This window comes from Pontibacterium granulatum (assembly GCF_029961155.1).
Lineage (GTDB): Bacteria > Pseudomonadota > Gammaproteobacteria > Pseudomonadales > Balneatricaceae > Pontibacterium > Pontibacterium granulatum.
The window spans coordinates 39,719-62,693 of record NZ_JASBRH010000013.1 but is presented as its reverse complement, the minus strand read 5'-3'; the positions used below and the strand labels follow the sequence as shown (position 1 = coordinate 62,693).

Below are 22,975 nucleotides of genomic sequence, written 5' to 3'. Positions count from 1 at the left end.
CCTAAATTGTTCAAAAGCCACAGTGGGTGCGTTATCCATTGTGGCTTTTTTGCTTCTTGTCTCGATTTGGACAATTGACGTTCAAACCCAAAGGTTGAGCAGGGTAGGAATTGATCGGTTTCTTCCACTTAGCTGAAAGTCCTTCAGGTAAGTCTGGTTATCCCTTTTTTGTCAGCCCCGGCTGGGCTAGAATCCATCACTTCGGTCTGTGGAAACAGACACCAACAGCGAAAAGAATTTAAGGGTTCAGATGCTCTTTCATAAGTTGCCTGATGACTTATTCATGCCGCTCTCGGGGCAAAACCGCCAGATCTATCAGGTGGTTTTGTTGTCCCTAGCGGATCTGTTTTTTGATGAGGATCTGATTGATCCCTTCGTCCCGAAAGACCTGGTGCGTTCCTCGATTGAAGATACGGTTGTCCGTATGGGTATTCGTCGTTGGGTACCGGAAGAGGAAGAGGGCGAAGAGCAGGTCGAGATGCCGCGCTCCAGTAGCGATTACGCCAACCGCATCTACCGTCGTTTAGTTGCGACCGGCTGGCTTGAAGAGGAGCAGCGGGTGTACCGCACTTATGTGCTGCTGTCGCCATCGATCAGTTTCCTGCTGCGAACCCTGGTATCGATCTCCAAGCTGGAAAAACGCAGCTATGGTGGTGCGGTACTGAACGTACTCAGCTCCCTGGAAGCGGCGATCAACGATCCAGCCGGACGCGGTATTACGTTGGCAGAAGCGGCGCAGACCGCATCTGATTTCAGTGCCCACCTGACCGATATGATGCTGGGTCTGCGTGAGCTGAAGATCAACCTGTCGCAGAGCAATAACCCGCAGGAGATCGTACGCAACTTCTTCGAACGTTTCGTAGAGCACATTCTGGTCTCCGACTACAAAACGCTGAAAACCAAGAACAACCCGTTCCGTTTCCGTCGCCAGATTCTGGCGATGCTGCGCGAGCTGCAGTTCGATGCCTATAAGGTCGATCTGCTGGCAAAGCACTATCAGGAGCAGTACGAAACGGACTACCACGATGCGGAAGGTATGGTGCACCAGCACATCAACCGTATCATCCGCATCTTTGAGTCGGTGGACCAGCGTCTGGCGACCATCGACGATTTCCGTTACCGACTTGAGAAGCGCGTAGCGGATACCGTCCGTTACATGGACAAAACCACACCGGGGATGGCTGCCCGAATCTCCCGCGCGATTACCGAAATCGCCCGCCGTGATGAGATCGAGTTGCCGCCAATTACCACACTGGAGACACAGGGCTTTATCTGCGATCGCAGTGTGCGTTCACCGATCCGACGCCGTGTGCAGGCCGCACCACGTGTTATCACTCAGGCAGAGATCGATCCACGTGTATTGGAACTGCGTCGCCTGTTTAAAGAGTACAAAGACCGCCGTGAAGTAACGCCGGATAAGGTGGAGATGTATCTGGAACGTAACCTGATCGGCCGCGATCAGATCAGTGCCGGTGAGTTCGATATCCAGACCATCGAAGACTACATCTGCTTCAGTTATGTACGCCACCTGCCTTCGATGGGTAAAAAAGCCCGTAAAACGATCGACAAGTACGAAATCCGTTTTGAAGAACAGTATGTCAATGTTGCCGGCATGGTTGAGTGTCGGGACTTCGTGATCCAAAGGAAACGCTAGATGTTAGGTGACCTGCAAAAAATCATCAGTCGCAGTGACAAGTATCAGGCCGCAGACTTCGCGCGGGCTGCCAATCAGCTGCTGACCCACCAGTTCCTTTATGCGGATCGTCCCGCACATCGTGAGGCTTACTTTCTGGTAGCGTCCCATGTTGACTATTTCACCAACCTGATGGAAGCGATCGGCTGGAGCTTTGTCTATCAGCCGGATGAAGCCTACATGGGCATTCTGCCAAAGGGTGAAGAGCGTTACATGCGTCTGAAACTGGACGAATCGCTGCTGCTGCTTTGTTTGCGCCAGGTGTACGAGACCAAGCTGGAAGCGTTTGAGGTGGATGCTGGCAAGGCGTTCACCAGCACCGACGAGCTACTCACCACCTATGAGAACCTGACCGGCAAAGAGATCCCGAACGAGACACGGATGAAAGAGATCCTGTCCCTGTTCTCCCGTCACGGTGTGATCGAGCGTGGTAAGCCGGACGAGACCGATCCGAAGAACCTGCCGCTGGGTATCAATCCGGTGATCCGCCAGGTGGTGGTTGAAGATTATATCGGACAGCTGGAAGGGCTGTGCGAGAACGAAGTAGAAATTGAAGCCGAAGCGGCGGCGGAAGCAAACGAAGAGACAGAAGGGGCGGTTGCCGATGAAGCAGCTCAATAGAATTGTACTGGTTAACTGGTATGTACTGGGCGCGATTGAGATCCCGATCAAAGGCAGCGTAGCCATTGTCGGACCGAACGGTTCCGGTAAATCTTCCCTGCTGGACGCGATCCAGACTGTGCTGATGGGTGGCCATAAACGCCACCTGAGCTTTAACGCCTCCGCCGGTGAAAAGAGTGAGCGTAGCCTGCGTACCTACTGTCTGGGCTTCCTGGATGGCGACGGTAAGAAAAGCACAGCGCGTGAAGACTCTCTGAGCTACATGGCGCTGAGTTTCTTCGATACGGAAACCGCTAAAGAGAGCTGTATCGGCATCGCCATCAGCGCGTCTACCGCATCGCCGGACGAAGAGATCCTGGGCCGCTTTATCCTGCCGGATTTCTCCATCCACCTGGATGACTTCACCACCAAAGAGGGTGAAGGTCGTTTGCCACGTCCGTGGACCGAAGTGCGTGACAGCTTGATGAAGCAGTGTCCGGATATGGTGCTGGAGAAACGTGCCAGCCGCTTTATCCGCGAGATGGTGACGCATCTGAGTTACGACCCGCAGATGCCGAACGATGACGACAAGTTCATCAAAAACTTCAAGAACGCCCTGAAGTTCGTACCGATCGACAGTCCAACCCGCTTTATCCGCGAGTTCGTGCTGGATGAGAACATCGTGCACGTGGGCGCCTTCCGTAAGTCCCTGGATGAATACCGGGCGATGGAGCAGAAGACCAAAGAGGTCTCCGATCGTATCGGCGAGCTGGAGAAGATCCAGGAAGCCTGCAAGGGGATCGAACGCAACGTTAAGAACGCTGTTGAATACGAGTGGGTGGTCCACGAGAGTCGTTTTGAAAATGCCGACCTGAAGAAAGAGGAATCGGAAGAGCGCCTTGAAACCAACCAGGAAAAAGAGCAGCAGCTGCAGCAAGATCTGGAAAATACCGGTGAAGAGCTGAACCAGGTTATGCAGCAGTTGGCGGAAGCCCGCGCTGACCTGAACAACACCGACTCTGCCCACAAGATCAAAGCGCTGGAAACCACGATTTCTGCGAAGAGCCACGAACACAGCGTGGTGGAAGAGCGCATCCAGAACGTTTATAACCTGCTGCGTACCGCGGTAAGTTTCGCCAACTATGAAAAACACCTGCCGGAGAACTTCCTGCCGGTGGTGAAAAAGTCGGTTGAGCTGTGGCGTGCCGGGCAGGACATGATGGGCGCGGTATGGCCGCAGAACCCGGTGGAAGTGGATCAAAACCTGGAAGCGCTGAAAAACAGTGTGGATGCGGTACGCCGTGATATCGCCCGTCGTTTTGAAAGCTCCGTGATTCGCATGAACGAACTGCGTAGCGAGATCCAGAGCCAGAAGAGCAACATGGAGCAGCTGAAGCAGGGAAGAGCGCCGGTGCGTCGTAATACCCGTGAGCTGATGGAGCTACTGGAAGAGTACGGCATCGAATCCACGCCGATCTGTGAACTGGTGGATATCAATGACGACAAGTGGCGTATTGCCGTGGAATCCTTCCTGGGGGCCCGCCGTGAAGCCTTGATCGTTGAGCCGGATCGTGTGAAAGAAGCGATCACCCTGTACCGCCGTAAAGGTCGTCATCTGAAAGGCTGTCGTATCGTCAACACCACCAAGTCTTCTGAGTGGCTGGATCGTTACAAGGCTGGCTCCCTGGCGTACTTTATCGAGACTGACAACGATCATGCCCGTGCCTACATGAACCGCGCATTGGGCGGCGTGATGGCGGTTGAGACTGAAACCGAACTGCTGCGTCACGAACGTGCATTGACCTACGACTGCATGTTGCAGACCGAAGGCTCGACTACCGCGATCAACGAACAGCAGCCGATCATGGGTATCCGTCGTCGCGGTAACCAGTTGGAGATCCAGGGTAAGCAGGTGGATCAGATGGTGGCCGAGTTCACCGAACTGGGTAAAAACCACGACTCTCTGGAGAAACTGCGTGACGCATTGATCAGCCTGACTACCAGTCTGGCGGGTGTGAATGAGCGCGTATTTGACCTGGTGACTCAGCGTGAACAGCTGAATACCGAGATCGAGGGCTACCGTCAGGCGGTGGTTGACCTGCACAATCAGGACGACACCGGTATCCAGAACCGTATTACCGATTTGGTTGCGGTACAGAAAGAGACTGAGCAGAAGCAGAAGTCCCTGATGGACAAGCTGCAGAAAGTCCGCACGGCGATGATCAAAGACACAGCGGCACTGGAAGTATTGGCGCAGGAGCTGGAAGAACACGCAGCAGCGCGTACAGTCTGTGAAGAGAAGCCTGTCTTCGACGCACAGTCAGCCCAGGAAAAACGCGACTATCTGGACGAATCGTGCAGCGGTGAGCTGGAGCGCATCATCTTTGAAGCCGCGAAGAAAGCGCAGTCCGAGCTGTCGCTGCACGAGAAGAAGAAAAACGGTGTGCGAGATGCCGTGGCGCAGTACAAAGCGCGTTACCACGGTGGTGGCCTGAGTCATCAGCAACTGGATAAGATTAGTGCCGATTCTACCCACGAAGAGCTGGAAGCATTTGTAAACGAAACCGTGCAGGCACTGCGCGATTCCGAACTGGCGCAGTACAGCCAGAAAGCGGAACGTGCCCGTCTGGAAGCCGAAACCGCATTCCGTTCCGACTTCGTGGCGCACCTCAACGACCAGATCAACAAGATCAAGGATCTGATCCGCGAACTGAACCAGCACTTGAAGAACCGTCCGTTCCACCGCGAGATGTACAGCTTCGAAATGATGCCAAACCCGGAATTGAAAGACATTCTGGAGTTGGTGGAAGCCTACACCCGTATCGACCAAGCGAACGTCGGTTCGCTGTTCGACATGAAGTTCGACGAAGACAAGCCGCACCAAGATGCACTGGCCAAGATTCATGACGTATTGAAGGACGAAGGCGAGAGCAGCTTGCTGCAGGACTATCGTAACTTCTACAACTTCGAACTGGTGGTACGAGACCTGGAAGGTAACCGTAAGACGACGTTGTCCCAGCGTATCAAGACCGGTTCCGGTGGTGAGCACCAGGTACCGTTCTACGTGGCGATCGCTGCCGCACAGGGGGCAACCTACCGTCTGCGAGAGAGCGCTGATGGCAAACCGTTGGGTGGGATGAGCCTGGCGGTGTTCGATGAGGCGTTCAATAAACTGGACTCCGAGAACACAGTAACCTCCTTGGGCTTTATGGGGGATCTGGGCCTGCAGACCATTATTGCGGCACCGGATGAGAAGTACTCCCTGCTCAGCTCGTGCATGGACACTATCATCAACGTTTGCCGTGACGGCCGCGTCGTGGACGTGGATGTGGAGTTTCCAACCATTGCAGGGCGTGAACTGCTGAACTCCGATAACCCGCTGAAGATCATGAAAGAGATCGATGCGGCGGAAGCTGATGCACGTAATGAGCTGGAAGAGGCTGCTGCCGATACGGAAGCTGAACCGGTTTAATCCGGTTCAGTAACATCGTCGAAACAGATAACGCCCGTTGAGTGGCACCTCGTTCAGAGGTACTGCTGGCGGGCGTTTCCTTTTGCCTTAAGGCGTGGGCCCGGGGGCGTGAAGTCTGGGACCAGACTCACCATTGGCTGACGCTCCCGGAACAGGTGCAAGCGGTCTCCGTGGGGCTGTCCGATCCACTCCCAGGGTTTATCCAACAGCATTAGACGCAAGCTGTTGATTGAAGGTGTGGGGATACCACCGTTTAAGGTGTTGCCTTCGGTGCCCGGTAGAGCGATCTGTTCGCTGCGCAGATCATTATATTGGCCATTGGCGAGCAAGCGCAGCAGACTCTCCGCATGCCATATCTCCGGCGTGTTTTTCAGCGGCTTCAGCAGACCGACTTTGGAAGGCGCTACAACCGAGCGCTCCTTGGAAAAGAACTTGCGTGCCGTCAGATCGGTATGGACCCCCAGCAAGGAGTTATCGCGTACATTGCTGCTGAAATCCATCTGCTCCAAACCCGCGACCACGGCCGACAGATCCCAGTTACAGGCGCGGATCAGTTTCCAGGCGGGCTCCACAGAACGTCGTGAGCCCAGGCTGTACTTGATTGCATCTTTACCCTGTGAGCGGTTGGAGAGCAAGGTGATCTGCAGATGGGTACTTTGAAAATCTACCAGGCACTCGGGCTGGTCGACGAAACAATAGGGTGTTTCTCGACGGCAGAAGTCGATCCACTGTTGGCGACTGTTGAGTTGGGGTAGAACACGTATGATCATTAACGGGCTGTGATCGTATGATTAGACAGCCGAACAGTATATAGAAACCGCAGGATAAGAACCATGAAGCTGCTAAACCGTTCCGCTTTTGCCGTGATTCCCAAACAGCCATTTGTGGATTGGGCCAACAGTCTTGAGCAGGATGACGAAGGGTTGAATCAAACCCTGTCCCTCGAAGAGCACCAGCGCGAAGGCACAGTGTACCTGATCGACGAAGTGGAGAGTGAGACCGATTTTGATGATGCGCTGGCTGCACATTGGGCCTTGATCTTCGAAAATGAATTGGCTGCCTGGGATGAGATGGCCGATGCCTGGCCGGAGCCTCGCAGCGTGGAGCTATTCAATGAGTGGTTTGCGGTGACCCCCCAGGTGATGGCTTTGGATCTTGCATCCCAACCGCTGATGACGGCTGTCCTGGAGCCATAATATTTTTTCTGTTGCACCCAAGGATGGAGGCTATTGGCACCTCTGTGCAGTTGCGAAAAATGTTCAACAACGCTATCAATAGAGGCCCTGTAAATTTCGGAGCCCAAGATAGATGGATCAACTGCCCAGCAATCCGTATGGATTGGACCTGCATCCTTTACGGGGCGCGCTGTACGATGAGCTGCATTCGCGTCCCTTTCAGGTTATCCCCAGCCCGTCGCGGCTGACGTTCCTCGCTGCACAGATTGCCAGTGAATCCCGCGAGCAGGAATTTGAGCACTTTCAGAAGATTTACGAACACTTCGGGCATCGGGCGCCTGAAGAAGACGGTGTGTGTTACGAAGCGGACTTTGGGCAGGTCCGTGTTCGGCGTGAAAAACACCTGGAGTTCATTACCTATACGTTTGTGAATCTGGATGTGGAAGTGTGTGCTGATCCTTTTGAGTGTTCAGGCATCAGCCGGATTCCGGAAGAGTGGTTAAGAGCACTGCCGGGCACTGTGGTGGTGTCGTTCCACGTCGCGGTTGAAGATGCACGTCAACAACCGGAACCACCACTGCCGGTGGTCAAAAGCTTCTTCGAAGGCATGCGCCTGGTGGGCAGCAGCCCGCAGGGGGGCGATGCCCGGGTGTGGACCACTTTCCGGCTGCACAGCGACGGTTTTGGCCGCTTCCTGATCTACAACAAGAGGATGAGTGACAGCCAGTTAGGTCGTCTGACGCAGCGTGTAATGGAGATCGAAACCTACCGTCTAATGGCGCTGCTTGGTTTGCCATTAGCCAGAAAGTACAACCCGAAGCTGACCGATATGGATCGCCAGCTGGCGGAAACCACCAGTAACCTCGCGGCCAATGGGAATCTGGACGAGCGCGTGCTGTTGGGGAAGCTGACCGACATGGCCGCATGGGTCGAAGCCTGTCGTGCACGTACCACCTTCCGATTCAGTGCAACCCGGGCTTACCATGACCTGGTGCTCAAACGACTGGCTGAGCTGCGAGAGGATGAGGTATCCGGGCACTTAACCATCACTGAATTCATGACCCGTCGTCTGACACCGGCGGTGCGAACCTGTGAATCCGTCAGCGAACGTCTGGAAAACCTGTCCCGCCGTATCGACCGCGTGTCCGATATGATGCGTACCCGGGTGGAGCTGTCGATACAGGGGCAGAACCAAGAACTGCTGGCCTCGATGGACCGTCGCTCCAAGATTCAGCTCATGATGCAGCATACGGTGGAGGGGCTGTCTGTTGCCGCAATCAGTTACTACATGGTCGGACTGCTCAAGTATCTGATCGAAGCGCTGTATAATAGCGGTGTTGCGATTGATAAGAGCCTGACCGTAGGGATCTCGGTACCGGTAGTGGTATTGGTTGTCTGGTTTGCAACGCGTAAGATCCACAAAAAATTCCTCAAACTGGCGACCGAGCGGGCCGACCAGGACGATGAGGCACATTAGATTCTTCAAGGCTGGAGTGAAGTAAGCATGAGTGTTCAGGCAACAATCGAACAGAAACTGCAGGCGGGTATTGCCGTACAGCATATGGAAATTGAAAACGAGAGCCATATGCACTCCGGTCCTGCAACCGACAGCCACTTTAAGCTGACGCTGGTATCCGATGATTTTGCAGGTAAGCGCCTGGTGCAGCGTCATCAGGTGATCTACGGCTTGTTGGCAGAAGAGCTGCAATCACCGGTTCATGCGTTAGCAATGCACCTGTATACGCAGGATGAGTGGGAGAAGCGTGGCGCTCCTGCGCCAATGTCCCCAACTTGCCGAGGTGGTGAGTAACATCTCGTCACCGCTACCAAACGTAGGGTGCATTATAGAGGGTGTTGTAAAACGTAACGAGCGCAGCTGAGGCAAGGTAAAAAGCTGCGAAAACGCATTTAGGACGGGACAGACTGATAGGCATTTGTAGGGGCAGCGTTCACGCTGCCGGCAGCTTAAAAGTTGTCCTACAATGTGTAGGTGTAAATGAGCATTTTGAGCATATTTTTAACGCCGTATCAGCCTGCGCAGTAGTTTTGCGACACCCTCTATAACGCACCGGAAAGCCTGCACACGAGATTAGCGGATACGCTCCCTCAACGAAATGATCTCTCGGTCATAGTGGGTGAAGATCTCCTCCAGACAGCCACTGGCCAGGTTGAAGTAGATCTTGGATTCAATTTGCGGTGTATCTACCAAAACCCGATACTGTATGCACTGCAGCAATTCCCTCAGTTTGTGTTGTGCTTGTTGCGGCAGGCCCAGATTGCCCAGCAGGTTTTGGCTGGTCATTTCGATCTTGCTACTTAGGTAGCTCATCTGAATGCGCGAAACGCTGTCGCATTGGCCGGAGGCGGTAATTGCCGTGCCGATCGCCCTGGCCTGACCGATATGTTCAGCCGCGACCAACAGGTCGTGCCACACCCGTTGCCCTTGCCCCTCTGATTGGCACAGTGCCGTCAGGTGGTGGGTTTCCGCGATGTCCTCGATTAGGTAGATCAAGTTAGTCAGCAAACGGTTGTGTTGGTTGATGTTGTCGTCACGCTCCAGAGTTTTAAAGCGGGAGGTCAGGCGTTGCCAGTGTTCCTCAATACCTTGCCAACGGCTGTTTTCACAAATCCACTCATCCACCTGATTGATCGTATCCATATCACGATGAATTACGTGGTGTAGGTTATTGAGCTCGTTCAGCAATGCATGGTTCCCCGCGATATAGCCGCTGCTCAGGCCGCGGTGCTGCTGTATATGGGCCAGCACCAAGCGCAGTTTCTCCAACCACTCCAGGCCTCTTAGCTGCTGGGCGCGCCGAATACGGTTGTGCCGAAGCCGCAACATGCCGGCGATAAGTGCAAAGCCGATTGCGGCCGGGGTGATAAACATGATGACATTTTCCGAGGGGGTCATGCGGCACCTCCTGTGGTGGAGCGGTGGGTAAGGTTTGCGATATGACGGGCCACACGTGCTGTTTCTCCCGCCATATCGCTGTTGGATTGGGCGACCGCTGCAACCTGTTCGATATGCTGCGAGATGTCCCGGGTTGCGCATTCCTGCTGTTCGATAGCCGTTGCCACTTGGCTGATCTGGTCTGATACCATCTCAGTGCGTTCCGTAATATCGTTGAGGGCTTGTTCGACCTGGTTGGTGTTCTCGACGCAGCGCTCGCTACTGGAAACTACCGCCTCCATCTGGTCGTTTAACAGGTTCATCTGCTGTTGAATGCCGTTGATCACGCTGCTGATCTCAACAGACGCTTCGTGGCTGCGTTTTGCCAGAGCGCGTACCTCCTCTGCTACCACCGAGAAACCGCGGCCATGTTCTCCTGCGCGGGCGGCCTCGATTGCGGCATTCAGGGCGAGCAAGTTGGTCTGGTCAGACAGATCCCGGATGAACTCTGACATGGATGAAATCTTGTCTGAACGCGCCCGTAATGTAGCGAACAGAGATGAGGTTTCGGACGCCAATTGAGCAACCGACGAGACCTCGTTGCGGGTTGGGATCAGCACATCAATACCCTCAACCGACAGATCCTTTGCCGACCGAGCCGCCGTGAGTGTGTCACTGATGTGGCGTGTGACCTCCTCAACGCTATGACTTATTTGAGTGACGGCAGCCGCCGTGGATGCAGTGGCCTGTGATTGCTGATCGGTATTTTTGGCGACATTGTTTGCATTATTGGATAGCTCTGCAACGGAGTAGCTGATCTCATCGACGATCTCCGCGGCTTCTGAGTTTTTTCGCTCCCGGTCCTTGATATGTTCTGTAATCAGAACGGCCAGGGTTGAGAGAGGGCCGGTAATCTCTACTGATGGATCAGTATCGATTCCGTTGAGTTGTTCGGTGATAGTCAGCAGGTCCTGAGTCATAAGGCGTAGGTAGCCAAGGATGAAATATCCCAATACAAGCAGTGGGGGTAGGCCATAGATCTGCGTATCTGTCAGACCAACAGTTATCACAGAGATAAATAGCAGGGCAGTGATTATTGTGCTGATGAGGCGATTGCCACCTGCATTTACCAAGAAAAGAATAGGTTGCAGCATAGTTTCATTCCTGAAAATCCTCTCTTTTGATGCAATGCACAAAGTGTTCCAGTGCAGCCCTTCAGGCGGTATTAATAGGTTTTGGAGGCTGAGGCGGATGTTTAAACCTGATTTATAAGCCTGTATGCACTGGAGTGGTGCGCTCAGAAAAATAAGCTGTCCCAATTTAGGGCCTGTATGGCTGGTAATGCTCAAAAAAAGAGCGCAACGGCCGGCTTTAAAGTACTGGCATACTACTTGCTGTTTGAAAGCAAATGCATCAGCAACAAGGTAGAGAAGCAATGGATATGGAACTGTTCCCTTGGTATCAACCGATTGTGGAAACAGCCAGTGGTCGTATTGCCGGATATGAAGCGTTGGCGCGCACCCAAAATGAGCAAGGTGAAGTGGTATCTGCAGGCGCCTATTTTGCGGATTGCTCGATAGATCTCGAGAAGCGGATCAACGCTGACAGACATGTACGTTACCAGGCATTGTCCGCTTTACATGAAATACCGGGCGATAGTTTTGTCAGTATCAACTTGTCGCCAGAATGGTTGCATCATGTTGCCAAAACAGGTGAGTTGCCCACGCTTTCGATGCTCGAGGAGCTACAGGTTGACCCGTCCCGTGTGATGATCGAAATCACCGAGTTAAGCGGCGATCTTGAACTGATTTGCCAGGCGGTATCGTTATACCGGGCGGCCGGGTTCAAGATCGCGATAGATGATTTTGGTGCTGACTTCTCCCAACTGGATCGTGTGGCGCTGCTCATGCCTGATGTAGTGAAACTGGATATGAAATTGCTGCGTGATGGTTTGGATAACCCGCGCAACGCTTCGATGATTCAGGTACTGGGTGAGATGGCATCCCGGCTGGGGGCGAAGGTTCTGTGTGAAGGTGTAGAAACGGAAGAGGCGTATTTCCTGGCACTTACCTGCAATGCCTATTACATGCAGGGGTTCCTGTTTTCACAGGCGCGTGCTCACGCCCTGCCGGTTGAACAATTTAGTCGTAAATCGACCCTGTTGCGGGATAGCTATCGTGATATGGCCTTGGATAGCAGTACTCGCAGTCAGTGGTTGGCACAGAAAGTCAGTGCGGAGCTGGTGGGATTGCGCGAGCAGATCCGTGCCAAGGGCGTGGTTGCCGGGGTGATCGACCTAGAACACTATCTTCCCACGGGTCAGATGTTGCGGTTTTATATATGTGATCGCACTGGCACGCAGATTTCACCGAACTATGAAAACCGTTCCGGGGCGTGGAAAATCAACCGTGAAGCGGAAGGCAGCGACTGGAGCTGGCGCCCGTACTTTATCGAGCTGATGGCGTCCGACGATATCGAGCAGCGTTTGGTCTTTTCCGAGCCCTACCACGACATCTATGCCGGTGAGCTGTCTCAAACGGCCGCACTGCTGATCGATGAATCACATATCCTGCTGGCAGATCTGCGCAGCGGACAGGTCGATGGCGACCTGTTCCACAACGGGCGTGGTATGCGTGCCCGCTCTATTGATGTGTTCTGATGACTAACGTTGCTTTGGAGCCGGAGTGTGGCTTTGCTCTGGTTCTTTACCCAAAAACATCGCCAGTACACCCCCGGCACACACCAGCAGCGTACCGACAATCGCCAGGTGGTCGGGGATTTGCTCCCAAAACATCCAGCCCCAGAAACCGGTAAAGACGACACCGAGATAGTTGAGCGGTGAGATCACCGATGCCTTGGCGTAACGGTAGGCTTGGGTATAAAGCCACATCACCAGCCAGATGGATAAACCGATTAGCAGCAGGGGCAGCCAGGCGTCCGCAGGGATCGGTTGCCAACTGACCAGTGCCAGTGGGGCGGCCGTTACGGTAGAGATCGCAAAGTAGTAGAAGATGATCCGATTGCTTGGTTCCGTTAGGGTGAGGAAACGGGTGGTCACCATCGAGCCTGCCAGAGCGATGGCCGATCCAAACCCGATCAGGTGCCAGAAACTCAGTCCGTCTGAACCCGGCTTTAGAATAAGCAGCACACCCGCCAAACCGATAAAAATCGGCAACCAGCGCAGTGCCGGAATCCGAATCCCTTTCCACAGCAACAGCAATAACGGTACACAGAGCGGTGCCGAGTTACGTAGCAGTGCAGCATCCACCAGAGGCACGTAGTTGAGTGCCAGGTAATAGCAGTAGAAGCAGGCCCAGCCCGAGATGCCACGCACCAGGTGTAACCCGGGTTGTTCGGTCTTGAGTGCGCTGGGGCCTTTGCGTACGAGCCAGGGCAGCATTACGGTGACACAGACCAGGTACTGGCTGAATACGATGGTTTCGATACTGACCATCGCAGAGGTGTACTTGATCAGGGCGGCGGCAACACTCATTGTCAACGAGGTACCGATCGCAAATGCGACGCCCAAAGAGAGGTTTTGTGGTGTGCTGCTCATGCAATCTGTGCCGGTTCCGGTGTGAGAGGACTGCTTCTGAACTGACAGTCTCTCTGCCTTAAATTACAATGGGTTAGTTTATTTCTGTACTCAGGTAAAAAACATGGATACCGTTTTGCAGTTTATTCAGCACAACTGGCTGAACCTTCTGGCAATGGTGTGGTTCCTGATCTGTTTCAAGGGCTACATGTATTACTCCAAAAAGCGGAGTTACGACACAGCCTGTCTTGCCAGTATTTTGCATCTGTACCGGACCGAGTGGATGATGCGGATGCTGAATCGTGAAATGCGTATCGCCGATGCAACAGTGGTTGCAAATCTGGAGCGTAGCGTATCATTTTTTGCTTCAACTACAATGCTGATTCTGGCGGGTTTGATGACCGTGCTGGGCTCCACTGAGCAGGCGATCAATGTGATTGCAGACATCCCATTTTCAATGGAAGCCACCCGCCGGGAGTGGGAGGTGAAGCTGTTGGTGATGATTGCGCTCTTTATCTATGCATTCTTCAAGTTCACCTGGAGCCTGCGTCAGTACGGCTTCGTATCGGTAATGGTGGGTGGCGCGCCTGGTCCGGAAGAGCAGATTAGCGAGCAGGAGAAGAAGAGTATCGCCAACCGTATTGCGATCATGAGTTCTATGGCTGCTAACCACTTTAACTTTGGCTTGCGATCCTATTATTTCAGCCTAGCGATGCTGGGTTGGTTTATTAATCCCTGGCTGTTTATGGCCCTGTCTACCGGTGTGGTATACGTGCTGTATCGCCGTGAATTTAAGTCCTCAACCCTGAAAACCCTGATGATGAGCGTGGGGCCTATCGATGAGAAATCCTGAAATTGAAGCACGCTGCCAGCGATTTATGGATGCGCTGGCCCATGTCCGCAAACTTGGATTGCGTGTGATCAAGGCCAACGAGCGCCGGGTAACCTTGGTACTGCCGGTTCAGGATCAGCTTAAGAGTGACAAGACCACCACCTACCTGCTGGGCGGTGCACTGACCACCTTGATTGATACTGCCTCGGCAGTATCTACCCTCTGCGTATTGCCCGAGTTCGAGATTGCACCTACGCTGGATTTGCGCATCGACCATATGAAGGCACCGGAGAAGAACCAGCCGCTGTACATCCAGGCGGAGTGTTACCGCACCACCCGCAGTGTGATGTTTACCCGTGCCACAGTGTATCAAACGTCAGTGGACGAACCGGTAGCCTTTGGTATTGGTACCTTTATGCGCCTCGGTGCTGATGTGGTGGATCCGAAGATGAAAGCGCTGGTGGAAGGCGAGATTGAGAGTTACGACGATAACGGAGATGTGGAATCATGATCAGTCTCGAACAAACCGTGGCCAAAGCGCATGAAACCGGTGACTACAATCCGCTGATCGAATTGATCCCCTATGCCAATGTGATTGGCGTAAACTGCGAGCGTTTCGGTGAAGAGATGGTGTTCCGCCTGCCGCGTAACCCGGACAACCTCGGTAACCCGACGCTGCCTGCAATCCACGGTGGTGTGATCGCGGCGTTTATGGAGCTGTCTGCAGCATTTCAGGTATTGTTGCAAACCACCACGCCGGAGCTGCCGAAGATTATCGATTTCTCGGTGGACTATATGCGTGCGGGGCTCGACCGCGATACCTTCGCCATGTGCCAGTTGGAGCGTCAGGGCCGCCGCGTCACCAACTGCTCGGTCATCGCCTGGCAGGAAAAACGTACCGAACCGATCGCCACCGCTCGCGCTCACTTCCTTGTTAAACCTAATTAGCAGGTGCCTAATCTTAAGGGAAATTAAAAATAGCCCTTGAAATAGATGACCCAGCCCCAATCTTGGTATGAAACCAAAGGAGATCGGTTGTTCAGACCGGTCGAGATTACGTTTCAACTGAAAGTTTGGGCTAGTCATCTATGAGCACAGAAACACATTCCGAAACCCACGGATTTCAGACAGAAGTAAAACAGCTACTGCACCTGATGATCCACTCCTTGTATTCCAACAAGGAAATCTTTCTGCGTGAGCTGATCTCTAACGCGTCCGACGCAGCAGAGAAACTGCGTTTTGAAGCGCTGTCTAACGGCGAGCTGTACGAAGATGACGGTGATCTGAAAATCCGCATCGAATTTGATAAAGATGCGAAGACAGTCACCATCGACGACAACGGCATCGGTATGACCCGCGATGAGGTGGTAGAGCACCTGGGGACTATCGCGAAATCCGGCACCTCCCAGTTCTTCTCCCAACTGACCGGTGATCAGGCGAAAGACAGCGCACTGATCGGTCAGTTTGGTGTGGGTTTCTACTCCTCCTTCATCGTTGCCGACAAGGTAGATGTCTTTACCCGTAAGGCGGGCGCAGACAAAGCGGACGGTGTGCACTGGAGCTCCAAAGGTGAGGGTGAGTTCACCATCGCGACCACCGAGAAAGCGGGACGTGGTACCCGCATCGTACTGCACCTGAAAGAGGGTGAGGAAGAGTTTGCCGATGGCTGGCGCCTGCGCTCCCTGGTTCGCAAGTACTCCGACCACATCGCCATTCCTGTGATTATGCAGTCCGAGCCGATGCCTGCGGCAGAAGGCGAAGAGGAAAAAGCGCCGGAAGATGAAACCGTTAACAGCGCCACCGCGCTGTGGACCCGTAACAAGTCTGAGTTGAACGACGACGACTACAACGAATTCTATAAGCACATCTCCCACGATTTCACCGATCCACTGACCTGGGCGCACAACGCTGTAGAGGGTAACCTCGAATACACTAGCTTGCTGTACATTCCGGCTCGCGCACCATTTGACCTGTGGAATCGTGAAGCACCACGTGGCCTGAAACTGTACGTGCAGCGCGTATTCATCATGGATCAGGCGGACGAGTTCCTGCCGCTGTACCTGCGTTTCCTGAAAGGTGTGGTGGATACCAAGGACCTGTCCCTCAACGTATCCCGTGAGATCCTGCAGAAAGATCCGAACGTAGACAAGCTGCGCAGTGCGCTGACCAAGCGTGCACTGGATACCCTGATTAAACTGGGCAAAAACCACCCTGAGAAGTACCAGACTTTCTGGGACGAATTTGGTCAGGTGATCAAGGAAGGCCCTGCGGAAGATCACGGCAACAAAGAGAAGATTGCCAAGTTGATGCGTTTTGCGTCCACCCATAACGACGACGCAACTCAGAACGTATCGCTGGAAGACTACGTGTCTCGTATGCAGGAAGGCCAGGATAAGATCTACTACGTTGTGGCGGATAACTACCAGACAGCGAAGAACAGCCCGCACCTGGAGATCTTCCGTAAGAAAGGCATCGAAGTGCTGCTGATGACCGACCGTATCGACGAGTGGATGATGAGCCACCTGTTCGACTTCGATGGCAAGTCCTTCCAGGATGTAACCAAAGGTGAGCTGGACCTGGGCGAAGCGGAGTCTGAAGAAGAGAAGCAGGCGCAGGAAGAGCTGGCGAAATCCAAGGAAGCGCTGATCGAGCGTCTGAAAGAGAAGTTGGATGCCAAAGTGTCCGAAGTACGAGTGACCCACCGTCTGACCGACTCACCGGCGTGTCTGGTGATCGGTGACCACGACATGGGTGCGCAGATGCGTAAGATCATGGAAGCGGCAGGTCAGGCAGTGCCTGATGTGAAGCCGATCTTCGAGATCAACCCGGAACACCCTCTGATCAACAAGCTGGATCAGGAAGTGGACGAAGACCGCTTTGCTGAACTGGGTCTGGTGTTGTTCGAGCAGGCGGATCTTGCAGCGGGTGGTCAGCTGGAAGATCCGGCAGCGTATGTGTCCCGACTGAACAAACTGCTGCTGGAACTGTCTAGCTAACAGCTAAAGCGAAATTTGAGTTTGAGTTCTGTTTAAAAGGCGGCCTTCAGGCCGCCTTTTTCGTGCCGTTAAAAAATATGTGTCGTTTGGAGACCGGGTGAGCCAGATCAAGGTTAGCCTACAAGTTTTGGCATTCAATAAAGAAAAACTCTTGTGATACTGGAGATTACAAAAAATGAAAAAGACAGTTGCTTCCCTTTTTGCTGCTATGCTGATTGCAAGTCCGGTAATGGCCGACGGTCAGGCGGTTTTCGAAAAACATTGTAAGGCGTGCCACGATACTGGTTTAGCTGGTGCACCAAAGACCGGTGATGCTGCCGCGTGGCAGCCGCGCATTGCAAAAGGTGTGGATGCGATGCTGGCAACTGTAAAATCGGGTAAAGGCGCAATGCCGCCAAAAGGTACCTGTGCAAGCTGCGATGATGCGGGGCTGACCGGCGCAATTCAGGTCTTTGTTGATCTGGCAAAATAAGACCTCCGCAACGTACGCAGCTCAGGTCTGGATAAGGGGGTGCAGGCGCAGATGGCTGATTCACAGGGTAAGGATATGCTCGACTCACTGCTTGTGAGGTTGGAAGTACTGGAGCTGGAGTTGCGTACAGAAATCGACAGCCTGAAGGAACATGCAAAAACCGTTGCGCTGGAGCCGCAGGCTGTCGGGCGGGCTGCGCGCGATGGCGCGTCGCAGCAACAAAGCACGGCGCAGGTAAGTCTGGCACGCTGCGAACAGCGACTGGAACAGGTGTACCACGCCATGCGCCATCTTGAATCTGACAGCTATGGATACTGTGAGATTTGTGACGATCCGATCAGCCGTGCACGTCTCTGAAAGCCGCCTATGTGTGAAGTGTCAGCCGCATGCTGAATGAGCTTTTGATCTGCTAGGCAAGTGCTGTGCCGCATTGCCTTAGCCATTTTTTACGATACCTGCTCCGCTAATCCAACTTCTCAGGTTTGAGCGTCCGTGCTTTCGGCGTTGGCACCTATCATCTCTCTGATTAATTTACCCAGGATGCGAATCGCATCTTCCACTTCTTCGGATGGGCATTTGTTGTAGTTCAGGCGCATCTGATTCCGATACTTGTCGGTTGTCGTAAATACCTGGCCAGGTGCGAAGCTGATACCTTGTGCACGTGCCCGACGATTCAGTTCCATGGTATCGATATCACCCGGCAGTTCTACCCAGATGACAAAACCGCCTTGCGGGTAGGTCATGCGGGTGCCCTCAGGGAAATAGCGTTGGATCAACTCGATCAGGATATCCCGGCCGCGCTGATAGTTACTGCGCATGCGGCGCAAATGACGTTCATAGGCACCCTGAGCGATAAATTCGGCCATCGCCAGTTGCGGTAGTGTGGAGATGCTGATGCTGGAGATATAGCGGATATGCAGTATCTGCTCCTGATAGCGACCGGGTATCACCCAGCCGACCCGTAATCCGGGCGCAACGGTTTTGGAAAACGAAGAGCACAAAATGACGCGGTCTTCGGTATCAAAGGATTTCAGGCTGCGAGGACGGGGATATTGAAAGGAGAGGTCGCCGTAGATGTCATCTTCGATCAACACCACATCGTGCTTATTACAGATCTCAACGATCCTTGGGCGATCCTTTTCCGGTATGGAGTAGCCCAGCGGGTTGTTGCAGGTGGGCGTTAGTACCAGGGCTTTCACCGGCCACTGGGAGAGTGCCAGCTCCATCGCTTCCAGGCTGATACCGGTGTCTTTGTGACTGGGGATCTCGATCGCTTTCAGACCGCAGGCTTCAATAATCTGTACCGCACCGAAGTAAAACGGTGAATCAACGGCGACCACATCCCCCGGTTGAGTAACTGCGCGCAAACTGCACGACAGGGCTTCCTGGCAGCCGTTGGTAATCAGGATCTTGTCCGGATGCAGCTGCAGTCCTGCATCCACACCCAGGCGGGCGATCTGGCGCCGCAGTTTGACGTTACCGCGGAAGGAATCGTAGGCGTAGTTACGCATTCCCTGTCGACGGTTGATGTCGGCCAGTTCTTTGGTGAGGGGCTTTAGGGTGGGGCTGTCCAGATCCGGTACCGCCCAGCCCAGATTGAGAATATCACCGGTATCATCCGCTTCGAGCATTGCCATGATGTCGTGCCAAGCCGATATCTCTACCGGTTTCTGGGGCAATGATCGGATATTCGGTTGTACGAGCTGGGTGTTGCGGGCTTTAACAAAATGGCCTGATTTTGGGCGTATCTCCGTAAAACCTCGCTCTTCAAGCAGGCGATACGCTTCCTGCACGGTCGAGATACTGACGCCATATTCCTTCGATAGGTCACGAATTGAGGGTAGCTTCTGGCCGACGTTGTAATAAGCGCCTTCAATGCGGGTGATGAGTTCATCCGCTACCTGCTCGTACAGTTTGTCTGCCACGCCGTAAATCCTCCTGCTACCGGTACAGATCGTGTTAAAAGTAACCGGTACAGTTCAAGTAAGCTCTAATCTGTACTGGTTGAGATTGTCTGGTTTTGAATCTGTAATGGTTTTTTGCGCCAGCTTAAACTTTTCTCCTGTGAATTACTACGGGGGAGGTTGCTATGAACAGAAGGATGGCCAAGAGATTAAGCCGGATAGTGGAGACGGGTGGCTGCTGGTACGCACGCTATCGTCAACGTCGTCATTTACTGGCTTTGGATGACCGGATGTTAAAGGATATAGGGCTGACCCGGGCACTGGCACAGCATGAAGGTAACAAGCCGTTCTGGCGACAATAAAAGGAGAGTTGAAATGAATTACAGTTATTACACGCTGGATGTATTCACCAATGTGAGATTTGGCGGCAACCCGCTGGCGGTTTTTCCCCACGCAGAAGGTATCGACGGTGCCACCATGCAACAGATTGCCCGTGAGCTTAATTTGTCGGAGGCGGTGTTTGTTGGGGATCCAATGAACGAGAACCAGTTTCCGATCAGGATTTTTACGCCTGCAAGTGAATTGCCATTTGCAGGGCATCCAACCGTAGGTACAGCGTTCCTGCTGGCGAAGCTAGGATTGGCGAGTGGTGAACAGTTGGTGCTGAAAGAGGGCGTGGGTGATGTGCCAGTGGAGGTATCGCTGCAGCAGGGCTTCACGCGCTTCAACGTTGCACAGTTGCCAGAAGTTTCTGAGTCACATCTAACGGAGAAAGATGTGGTGAACCTGTTGGGTGTCCCTGAAGAAGCAGTCGTACGCAGGCCCTTTGTGTCGAGTTGTGGTATCCCGTTTCAGATGCTCGAGTTGGCCGATCAGGCAAGCGTGGATCGGGCCGAGCTAAACCTGGGTGTTTGGAAGGAACGTTTTCCTGACAAGTCCCTGAGTGATTTGTACCTGTTTAGCCGGAAAGGGGGCGGACAGCTGTACACCCGTATGTTTGGTCCGGCATTTGGTATCCCGGAAGATCCTGCGACGGGCAGTGCTGCGGCTGCCCTCACAGGGGCGCTTGCACTGGAAACTGCACAGCAATCTATTCAGGAGGGTGTACTGAGTTTTGTGGTGGAACAGGGGATGCGTATGGGGCGTCCAAGCCGCATTGAATGTAGGGCGGGTCTTAATGAGGGGGCAGTAACTGAACTGTCGGTGGCTGGGCAATCGGTGCTAATCAGTGAGGGGCGCTTTCTGTTGTAGTTTCTTGCAGCGTAGCTGCTGAAGGAGAGTCCGCTAAGTTGTTAAAAAAGAAGGCACAAATGCGAAAGACAACGGCACCACGACAGGCTATGCTGTAGCGATAACTATAAGATACAGATCGGAGGCGTGACGATGTTTCAAGAATTCTACCCTATCCGTTTGGGCAACCTGGATGGTGTACGTGAGCTTGTAACGCCTGACCATGAGCGTAAGCCAGGTTCTTTGCGCAGTCCTGCCTTAGAGGTGATGACCGACTTTGAACGAACCTGGCCGGTAACGGTCGGTGAATCTCTACAGATTGATGAAGCATTAGAGCACATGAAAACCCAGCATGTGCGTATGCTGTTTGCAGTGAACAGTGATCATCAGTTGAGTGGTGTGGTGTCTTCTTCGGATATCGAGAGCGAGAAGCCTCACAGCGTGATGCAACAGCATAACTGTGGACGCGATAAGGTCGAGGTGCGTCACCTGATGCTTGACGCTCTTCACATGAAGGCGCTGACCTTTGACCAGGTGCGTTGTGCCAAAATTGGTGACGTGATGCTCACCATGAAAAGTTCAGGTGATCACCACGTGCTGGTGACGGATGAGAAAGAGCCGGGCCACACTCGCATCCGTGGAATCATCTCTGCCAGTGATATTTCCCGCTACCTGCGCATCAACTTTGAAGTGATGTATGAAGCCAATTCATTTAATGAAATTGAGCGTTTAATTAAGCGTGGTCAAGAGTCCTAAAAAATATTTGCCACGTTTCATTGTTGCACTATACTTCGCCGCAAAATCCGTCTGAACAGCTGCCACTATCCTGGGGTGGCTGTGTTTCTCAACCTTGGGGTGATCCCCCGAATACTCTGTGAGTACCTATATAGATGAACGTTGCTGAGAAGATGTGCCCGCAGGTGTGGCAGAAGATCAAAAAGCTTGCGGAAACCCACGAGACGCCGTTTCTGGCGCTTGATCTCAACAGCATTAAAGAGAAGTACGACGAGCTCAAACAGGGGTTCGACTATGCACGTATCTTCTACGCGGTTAAGGCTAACCCTGCAGACGAGATAATCGAACTGCTTGCTGAACGCGGTGCCAACTTTGATATCGCTTCCACCTACGAGCTGGATAAAGTGATGAAGTTTGGGGTGTCACCGGATCGTATGAGCTTCGGTAACACCATCAAGAAAGCCCGCGATGTGGCATATTTCCACGAGCGTGGCATTGACCTCTTTGCGACCGATTCTGAACCGGATCTGCGGAATATTGCCAAACATGCGCCGGGTGCCCGTGTGTACATCCGTGTCCTGACGGAAGGTTCAGAAGGTGCCGACTGGCCGCTGTCCCGAAAATTTGGTTGCAACCCGGAAATGGCGATTGAGCTGGCAGTGCTGGCTCGTGATCTGGGGCTTAAACCTTATGGTGTGTCTTTTCATGTGGGCTCCCAGCAACGTGATATCGATGTTTGGGACGGTGCGATCGCCAAAGTAAAAGTAATCTTCGATCGTCTGGCAGAAGAGCACGGTATTACCCTGAAGATGATCAACATGGGCGGTGGTTTCCCTGCGAGTTATCTACACAAGACTAATGAGTTCAATACATACGTAGAAGAGATCACCCGCTTCCTGAAAGAGGATTTCGGTGAGGCGATTCCAGAGATCATTCTGGAGCCTGGACGCTCCCTGGTGGGTGATGCTGGTGTACTGGTATCCGAAGTTGTGTTGATCTCCCGTAAATCGGCTACCGCGTTGGAGCGCTGGGTCTATACCGACGTGGGGCTGTTCAATGGCCTCATTGAAACCATGGGTGAAGCGATCAAGTATCAGATCCACACCGATCGGGAGGGTGAAGAGGAAGAGGTGATCCTGGCGGGGCCAACCTGTGACAGCCTGGATATCATGTATGAAGATCACAAATACAGCCTGCCGCTCTCGATGCAGGAAGGCGATAAAATTTACTGGCTCTCAACCGGTGCATACACCACCAGTTACAGCTCGATTGAATTTAACGGCTTCCCTCCGCTGAAGTACTACGTTCTGTAACACTATTTCCTCAAAAAGCGGGTCCGAAGGTGACTTCTGGCCCGTACTTCTCTGCGTTTTTATATATTTCTGTCTATTCTTACACAGTCGATAACGTGTCACCGGACCTTCGGTGAGCCTAAGGA

Annotated in this window: 22 protein-coding genes; 17 read left to right on the top strand and 5 right to left on the bottom strand. The window is 53.3% G+C overall.

What is annotated here, in order from left to right:
• Positions 1-319 precede the first annotated feature (319 nt).
• From QKW35_RS13265 to QKW35_RS13255, 3 genes are read left to right on the top strand one after another with little or no spacing between them, the layout of a single operon-like run.
• Positions 320-1,654, top strand: coding sequence for a Wadjet anti-phage system protein JetA family protein (locus QKW35_RS13265; RefSeq protein ID WP_282353873.1), 1,335 nt, complete (start codon positions 320-322; stop codon positions 1,652-1,654).
• Positions 1,655-2,314 carry a DUF4194 domain-containing protein gene (locus QKW35_RS13260; RefSeq protein ID WP_282353790.1) on the top strand — a complete coding sequence of 220 codons (660 nt, stop codon included), beginning with the start codon at positions 1,655-1,657 and terminating at the stop codon, positions 2,312-2,314.
• A complete protein-coding gene (locus QKW35_RS13255) occupies positions 2,298-5,765 on the top strand; it encodes an SbcC/MukB-like Walker B domain-containing protein (RefSeq protein WP_282353789.1) in 3,468 nt (1,155 codons plus the stop codon). The genes QKW35_RS13260 and QKW35_RS13255 overlap by 17 nt, the downstream gene beginning before the upstream one ends.
• A 53-nt stretch (positions 5,766-5,818) precedes the next feature.
• Here QKW35_RS13255 and QKW35_RS13250 read toward each other — a convergent pair whose 3' ends face one another.
• Positions 5,819-6,535 (bottom strand): hypothetical protein, encoded by a 717-nt coding sequence (locus tag QKW35_RS13250; protein ID WP_282353787.1) that lies wholly within the window; start codon positions 6,533-6,535, stop codon positions 5,819-5,821.
• Positions 6,536-6,598: 63 nt separating this feature from the next.
• Between QKW35_RS13250 and QKW35_RS13245 the strand changes: the two genes are divergently transcribed.
• The 3 genes from QKW35_RS13245 to QKW35_RS13235 all read left to right on the top strand — a co-directional run bounded on the left by QKW35_RS13245 (position 6,599) and on the right by QKW35_RS13235 (position 8,750).
• Positions 6,599-6,961, top strand: a complete 363-nt coding sequence (locus QKW35_RS13245; RefSeq protein ID WP_282353785.1) for a hypothetical protein — start codon at positions 6,599-6,601, stop codon at positions 6,959-6,961.
• Between the two features lie 112 nt (positions 6,962-7,073).
• The gene (locus tag QKW35_RS13240; protein ID WP_282353784.1) at positions 7,074-8,417 is read left to right on the top strand and encodes a DUF3422 family protein; all 1,344 of its coding nucleotides are present in this window, start codon (positions 7,074-7,076) and stop codon (positions 8,415-8,417) included.
• Positions 8,418-8,444: 27 nt separating this feature from the next.
• Positions 8,445-8,750, top strand: a complete 306-nt coding sequence (locus QKW35_RS13235; protein ID WP_282353782.1) for a BolA family protein — start codon at positions 8,445-8,447, stop codon at positions 8,748-8,750.
• 279 nt (positions 8,751-9,029) lie between these two features.
• Here the strand turns inward: QKW35_RS13235 and QKW35_RS13230 are convergent, their stop codons facing one another.
• Positions 9,030-9,854 (bottom strand): nitrate- and nitrite sensing domain-containing protein, encoded by an 825-nt coding sequence (locus tag QKW35_RS13230; RefSeq protein WP_282353779.1) that lies wholly within the window; start codon positions 9,852-9,854, stop codon positions 9,030-9,032.
• Positions 9,851-10,987, bottom strand: coding sequence for a methyl-accepting chemotaxis protein (locus QKW35_RS13225; protein ID WP_282353776.1), 1,137 nt, complete (start codon positions 10,985-10,987; stop codon positions 9,851-9,853). The genes QKW35_RS13230 and QKW35_RS13225 overlap by 4 nt, the downstream gene beginning before the upstream one ends.
• A 281-nt stretch (positions 10,988-11,268) precedes the next feature.
• Here QKW35_RS13225 and QKW35_RS13220 point away from each other — a divergent pair, with 281 nt between their 5' ends.
• Positions 11,269-12,492, top strand: coding sequence for an EAL domain-containing protein (locus QKW35_RS13220; RefSeq protein ID WP_282353774.1), 1,224 nt, complete (start codon positions 11,269-11,271; stop codon positions 12,490-12,492).
• 3 nt (positions 12,493-12,495) lie between these two features.
• Here QKW35_RS13220 and QKW35_RS13215 read toward each other — a convergent pair whose 3' ends face one another.
• Positions 12,496-13,389 (bottom strand): DMT family transporter, encoded by an 894-nt coding sequence (locus QKW35_RS13215; RefSeq protein ID WP_282353773.1) that lies wholly within the window; start codon positions 13,387-13,389, stop codon positions 12,496-12,498.
• A 103-nt stretch (positions 13,390-13,492) separates the two neighbouring features.
• On the opposite strand from QKW35_RS13215, the gene QKW35_RS13210 reads away from it, so the two are divergent.
• From QKW35_RS13210 to QKW35_RS13185, 6 genes are all read left to right on the top strand, one after another.
• Positions 13,493-14,221, top strand: a complete 729-nt coding sequence (locus QKW35_RS13210) for a DUF599 domain-containing protein (protein WP_282353771.1) — start codon at positions 13,493-13,495, stop codon at positions 14,219-14,221.
• Positions 14,208-14,711: a PaaI family thioesterase gene (locus QKW35_RS13205; RefSeq protein WP_282353769.1), complete on the top strand. Its 504-nt coding sequence runs from the start codon at positions 14,208-14,210 to the stop codon at positions 14,709-14,711. The genes QKW35_RS13210 and QKW35_RS13205 overlap by 14 nt, the downstream gene beginning before the upstream one ends.
• A complete protein-coding gene (locus QKW35_RS13200; RefSeq protein WP_282353766.1) occupies positions 14,708-15,148 on the top strand; it encodes a PaaI family thioesterase in 441 nt (146 codons plus the stop codon). Before QKW35_RS13205 ends, QKW35_RS13200 begins: the two co-directional genes overlap by 4 nt.
• A gap of 140 nt (positions 15,149-15,288) precedes the next feature.
• Positions 15,289-17,196: a molecular chaperone HtpG gene (htpG, locus tag QKW35_RS13195; protein ID WP_282353763.1), complete on the top strand. Its 1,908-nt coding sequence runs from the start codon at positions 15,289-15,291 to the stop codon at positions 17,194-17,196.
• Positions 17,197-17,371: 175 nt separating this feature from the next.
• Positions 17,372-17,668 (top strand): c-type cytochrome, encoded by a 297-nt coding sequence (locus tag QKW35_RS13190; RefSeq protein WP_282353762.1) that lies wholly within the window; start codon positions 17,372-17,374, stop codon positions 17,666-17,668.
• Between the two features lie 51 nt (positions 17,669-17,719).
• A complete protein-coding gene (locus tag QKW35_RS13185) occupies positions 17,720-18,025 on the top strand; it encodes a hypothetical protein (protein ID WP_282353761.1) in 306 nt (101 codons plus the stop codon).
• A 119-nt stretch (positions 18,026-18,144) separates the two neighbouring features.
• On the opposite strand, the gene QKW35_RS13180 is transcribed toward QKW35_RS13185, so the two are convergent.
• On the bottom strand, positions 18,145-19,593 hold the full coding sequence (locus QKW35_RS13180) for an aminotransferase-like domain-containing protein (protein WP_282353758.1): 1,449 nt from the start codon (positions 19,591-19,593) through the stop codon (positions 18,145-18,147).
• 164 nt (positions 19,594-19,757) lie between these two features.
• On the opposite strand from QKW35_RS13180, the gene QKW35_RS13175 reads away from it, so the two are divergent.
• The 4 genes from QKW35_RS13175 to QKW35_RS13160 all read left to right on the top strand — a co-directional run bounded on the left by QKW35_RS13175 (position 19,758) and on the right by QKW35_RS13160 (position 22,850).
• Positions 19,758-19,934: a DUF1127 domain-containing protein gene (locus tag QKW35_RS13175; RefSeq protein WP_345774495.1), complete on the top strand. Its 177-nt coding sequence runs from the start codon at positions 19,758-19,760 to the stop codon at positions 19,932-19,934.
• Between the two features lie 13 nt (positions 19,935-19,947).
• Positions 19,948-20,823, top strand: a complete 876-nt coding sequence (locus QKW35_RS13170) for a PhzF family phenazine biosynthesis protein (protein WP_282353756.1) — start codon at positions 19,948-19,950, stop codon at positions 20,821-20,823.
• Between the two features lie 132 nt (positions 20,824-20,955).
• Positions 20,956-21,558, top strand: a complete 603-nt coding sequence (locus QKW35_RS13165; protein ID WP_282353755.1) for a CBS domain-containing protein — start codon at positions 20,956-20,958, stop codon at positions 21,556-21,558.
• A gap of 134 nt (positions 21,559-21,692) precedes the next feature.
• Positions 21,693-22,850 carry a type III PLP-dependent enzyme gene (locus QKW35_RS13160; protein ID WP_282353754.1) on the top strand — a complete coding sequence of 386 codons (1,158 nt, stop codon included), beginning with the start codon at positions 21,693-21,695 and terminating at the stop codon, positions 22,848-22,850.
• The last annotated feature ends 125 nt before the right edge of the window (positions 22,851-22,975 follow it).

What these genes read in the sequence shown, in the direction of transcription:
- QKW35_RS13260 (WP_282353790.1), top strand. Translation starts at nt 1,655, where the DNA reads ATGTTAGGTGACCTGCAAAAAATCATCAGTCGCAGTGACAAGTATCAG.
- QKW35_RS13255 (WP_282353789.1), top strand. Translation starts at nt 2,298, where the DNA reads ATGAAGCAGCTCAATAGAATTGTACTGGTTAACTGGTATGTACTGGGC.
- QKW35_RS13250 (WP_282353787.1), bottom strand. Translation starts at nt 6,535, where the DNA reads ATGATCATACGTGTTCTACCCCAACTCAACAGTCGCCAACAGTGGATC.
- QKW35_RS13245 (WP_282353785.1), top strand. Translation starts at nt 6,599, where the DNA reads ATGAAGCTGCTAAACCGTTCCGCTTTTGCCGTGATTCCCAAACAGCCA.
- QKW35_RS13240 (WP_282353784.1), top strand. Translation starts at nt 7,074, where the DNA reads ATGGATCAACTGCCCAGCAATCCGTATGGATTGGACCTGCATCCTTTA.
- QKW35_RS13235 (WP_282353782.1), top strand. Translation starts at nt 8,445, where the DNA reads ATGAGTGTTCAGGCAACAATCGAACAGAAACTGCAGGCGGGTATTGCC.
- QKW35_RS13230 (WP_282353779.1), bottom strand. Translation starts at nt 9,854, where the DNA reads ATGACCCCCTCGGAAAATGTCATCATGTTTATCACCCCGGCCGCAATC.
- QKW35_RS13225 (WP_282353776.1), bottom strand. Translation starts at nt 10,987, where the DNA reads ATGCTGCAACCTATTCTTTTCTTGGTAAATGCAGGTGGCAATCGCCTC.
- QKW35_RS13220 (WP_282353774.1), top strand. Translation starts at nt 11,269, where the DNA reads ATGGATATGGAACTGTTCCCTTGGTATCAACCGATTGTGGAAACAGCC.
- QKW35_RS13215 (WP_282353773.1), bottom strand. Translation starts at nt 13,389, where the DNA reads ATGAGCAGCACACCACAAAACCTCTCTTTGGGCGTCGCATTTGCGATC.
- QKW35_RS13210 (WP_282353771.1), top strand. Translation starts at nt 13,493, where the DNA reads ATGGATACCGTTTTGCAGTTTATTCAGCACAACTGGCTGAACCTTCTG.
- QKW35_RS13205 (WP_282353769.1), top strand. Translation starts at nt 14,208, where the DNA reads ATGAGAAATCCTGAAATTGAAGCACGCTGCCAGCGATTTATGGATGCG.
- QKW35_RS13200 (WP_282353766.1), top strand. Translation starts at nt 14,708, where the DNA reads ATGATCAGTCTCGAACAAACCGTGGCCAAAGCGCATGAAACCGGTGAC.
- htpG (WP_282353763.1), top strand. Translation starts at nt 15,289, where the DNA reads ATGAGCACAGAAACACATTCCGAAACCCACGGATTTCAGACAGAAGTA.
- QKW35_RS13190 (WP_282353762.1), top strand. Translation starts at nt 17,372, where the DNA reads ATGAAAAAGACAGTTGCTTCCCTTTTTGCTGCTATGCTGATTGCAAGT.
- QKW35_RS13185 (WP_282353761.1), top strand. Translation starts at nt 17,720, where the DNA reads ATGGCTGATTCACAGGGTAAGGATATGCTCGACTCACTGCTTGTGAGG.
- QKW35_RS13175 (WP_345774495.1), top strand. Translation starts at nt 19,758, where the DNA reads ATGAACAGAAGGATGGCCAAGAGATTAAGCCGGATAGTGGAGACGGGT.
- QKW35_RS13170 (WP_282353756.1), top strand. Translation starts at nt 19,948, where the DNA reads ATGAATTACAGTTATTACACGCTGGATGTATTCACCAATGTGAGATTT.
- QKW35_RS13165 (WP_282353755.1), top strand. Translation starts at nt 20,956, where the DNA reads ATGTTTCAAGAATTCTACCCTATCCGTTTGGGCAACCTGGATGGTGTA.
- QKW35_RS13160 (WP_282353754.1), top strand. Translation starts at nt 21,693, where the DNA reads ATGAACGTTGCTGAGAAGATGTGCCCGCAGGTGTGGCAGAAGATCAAA.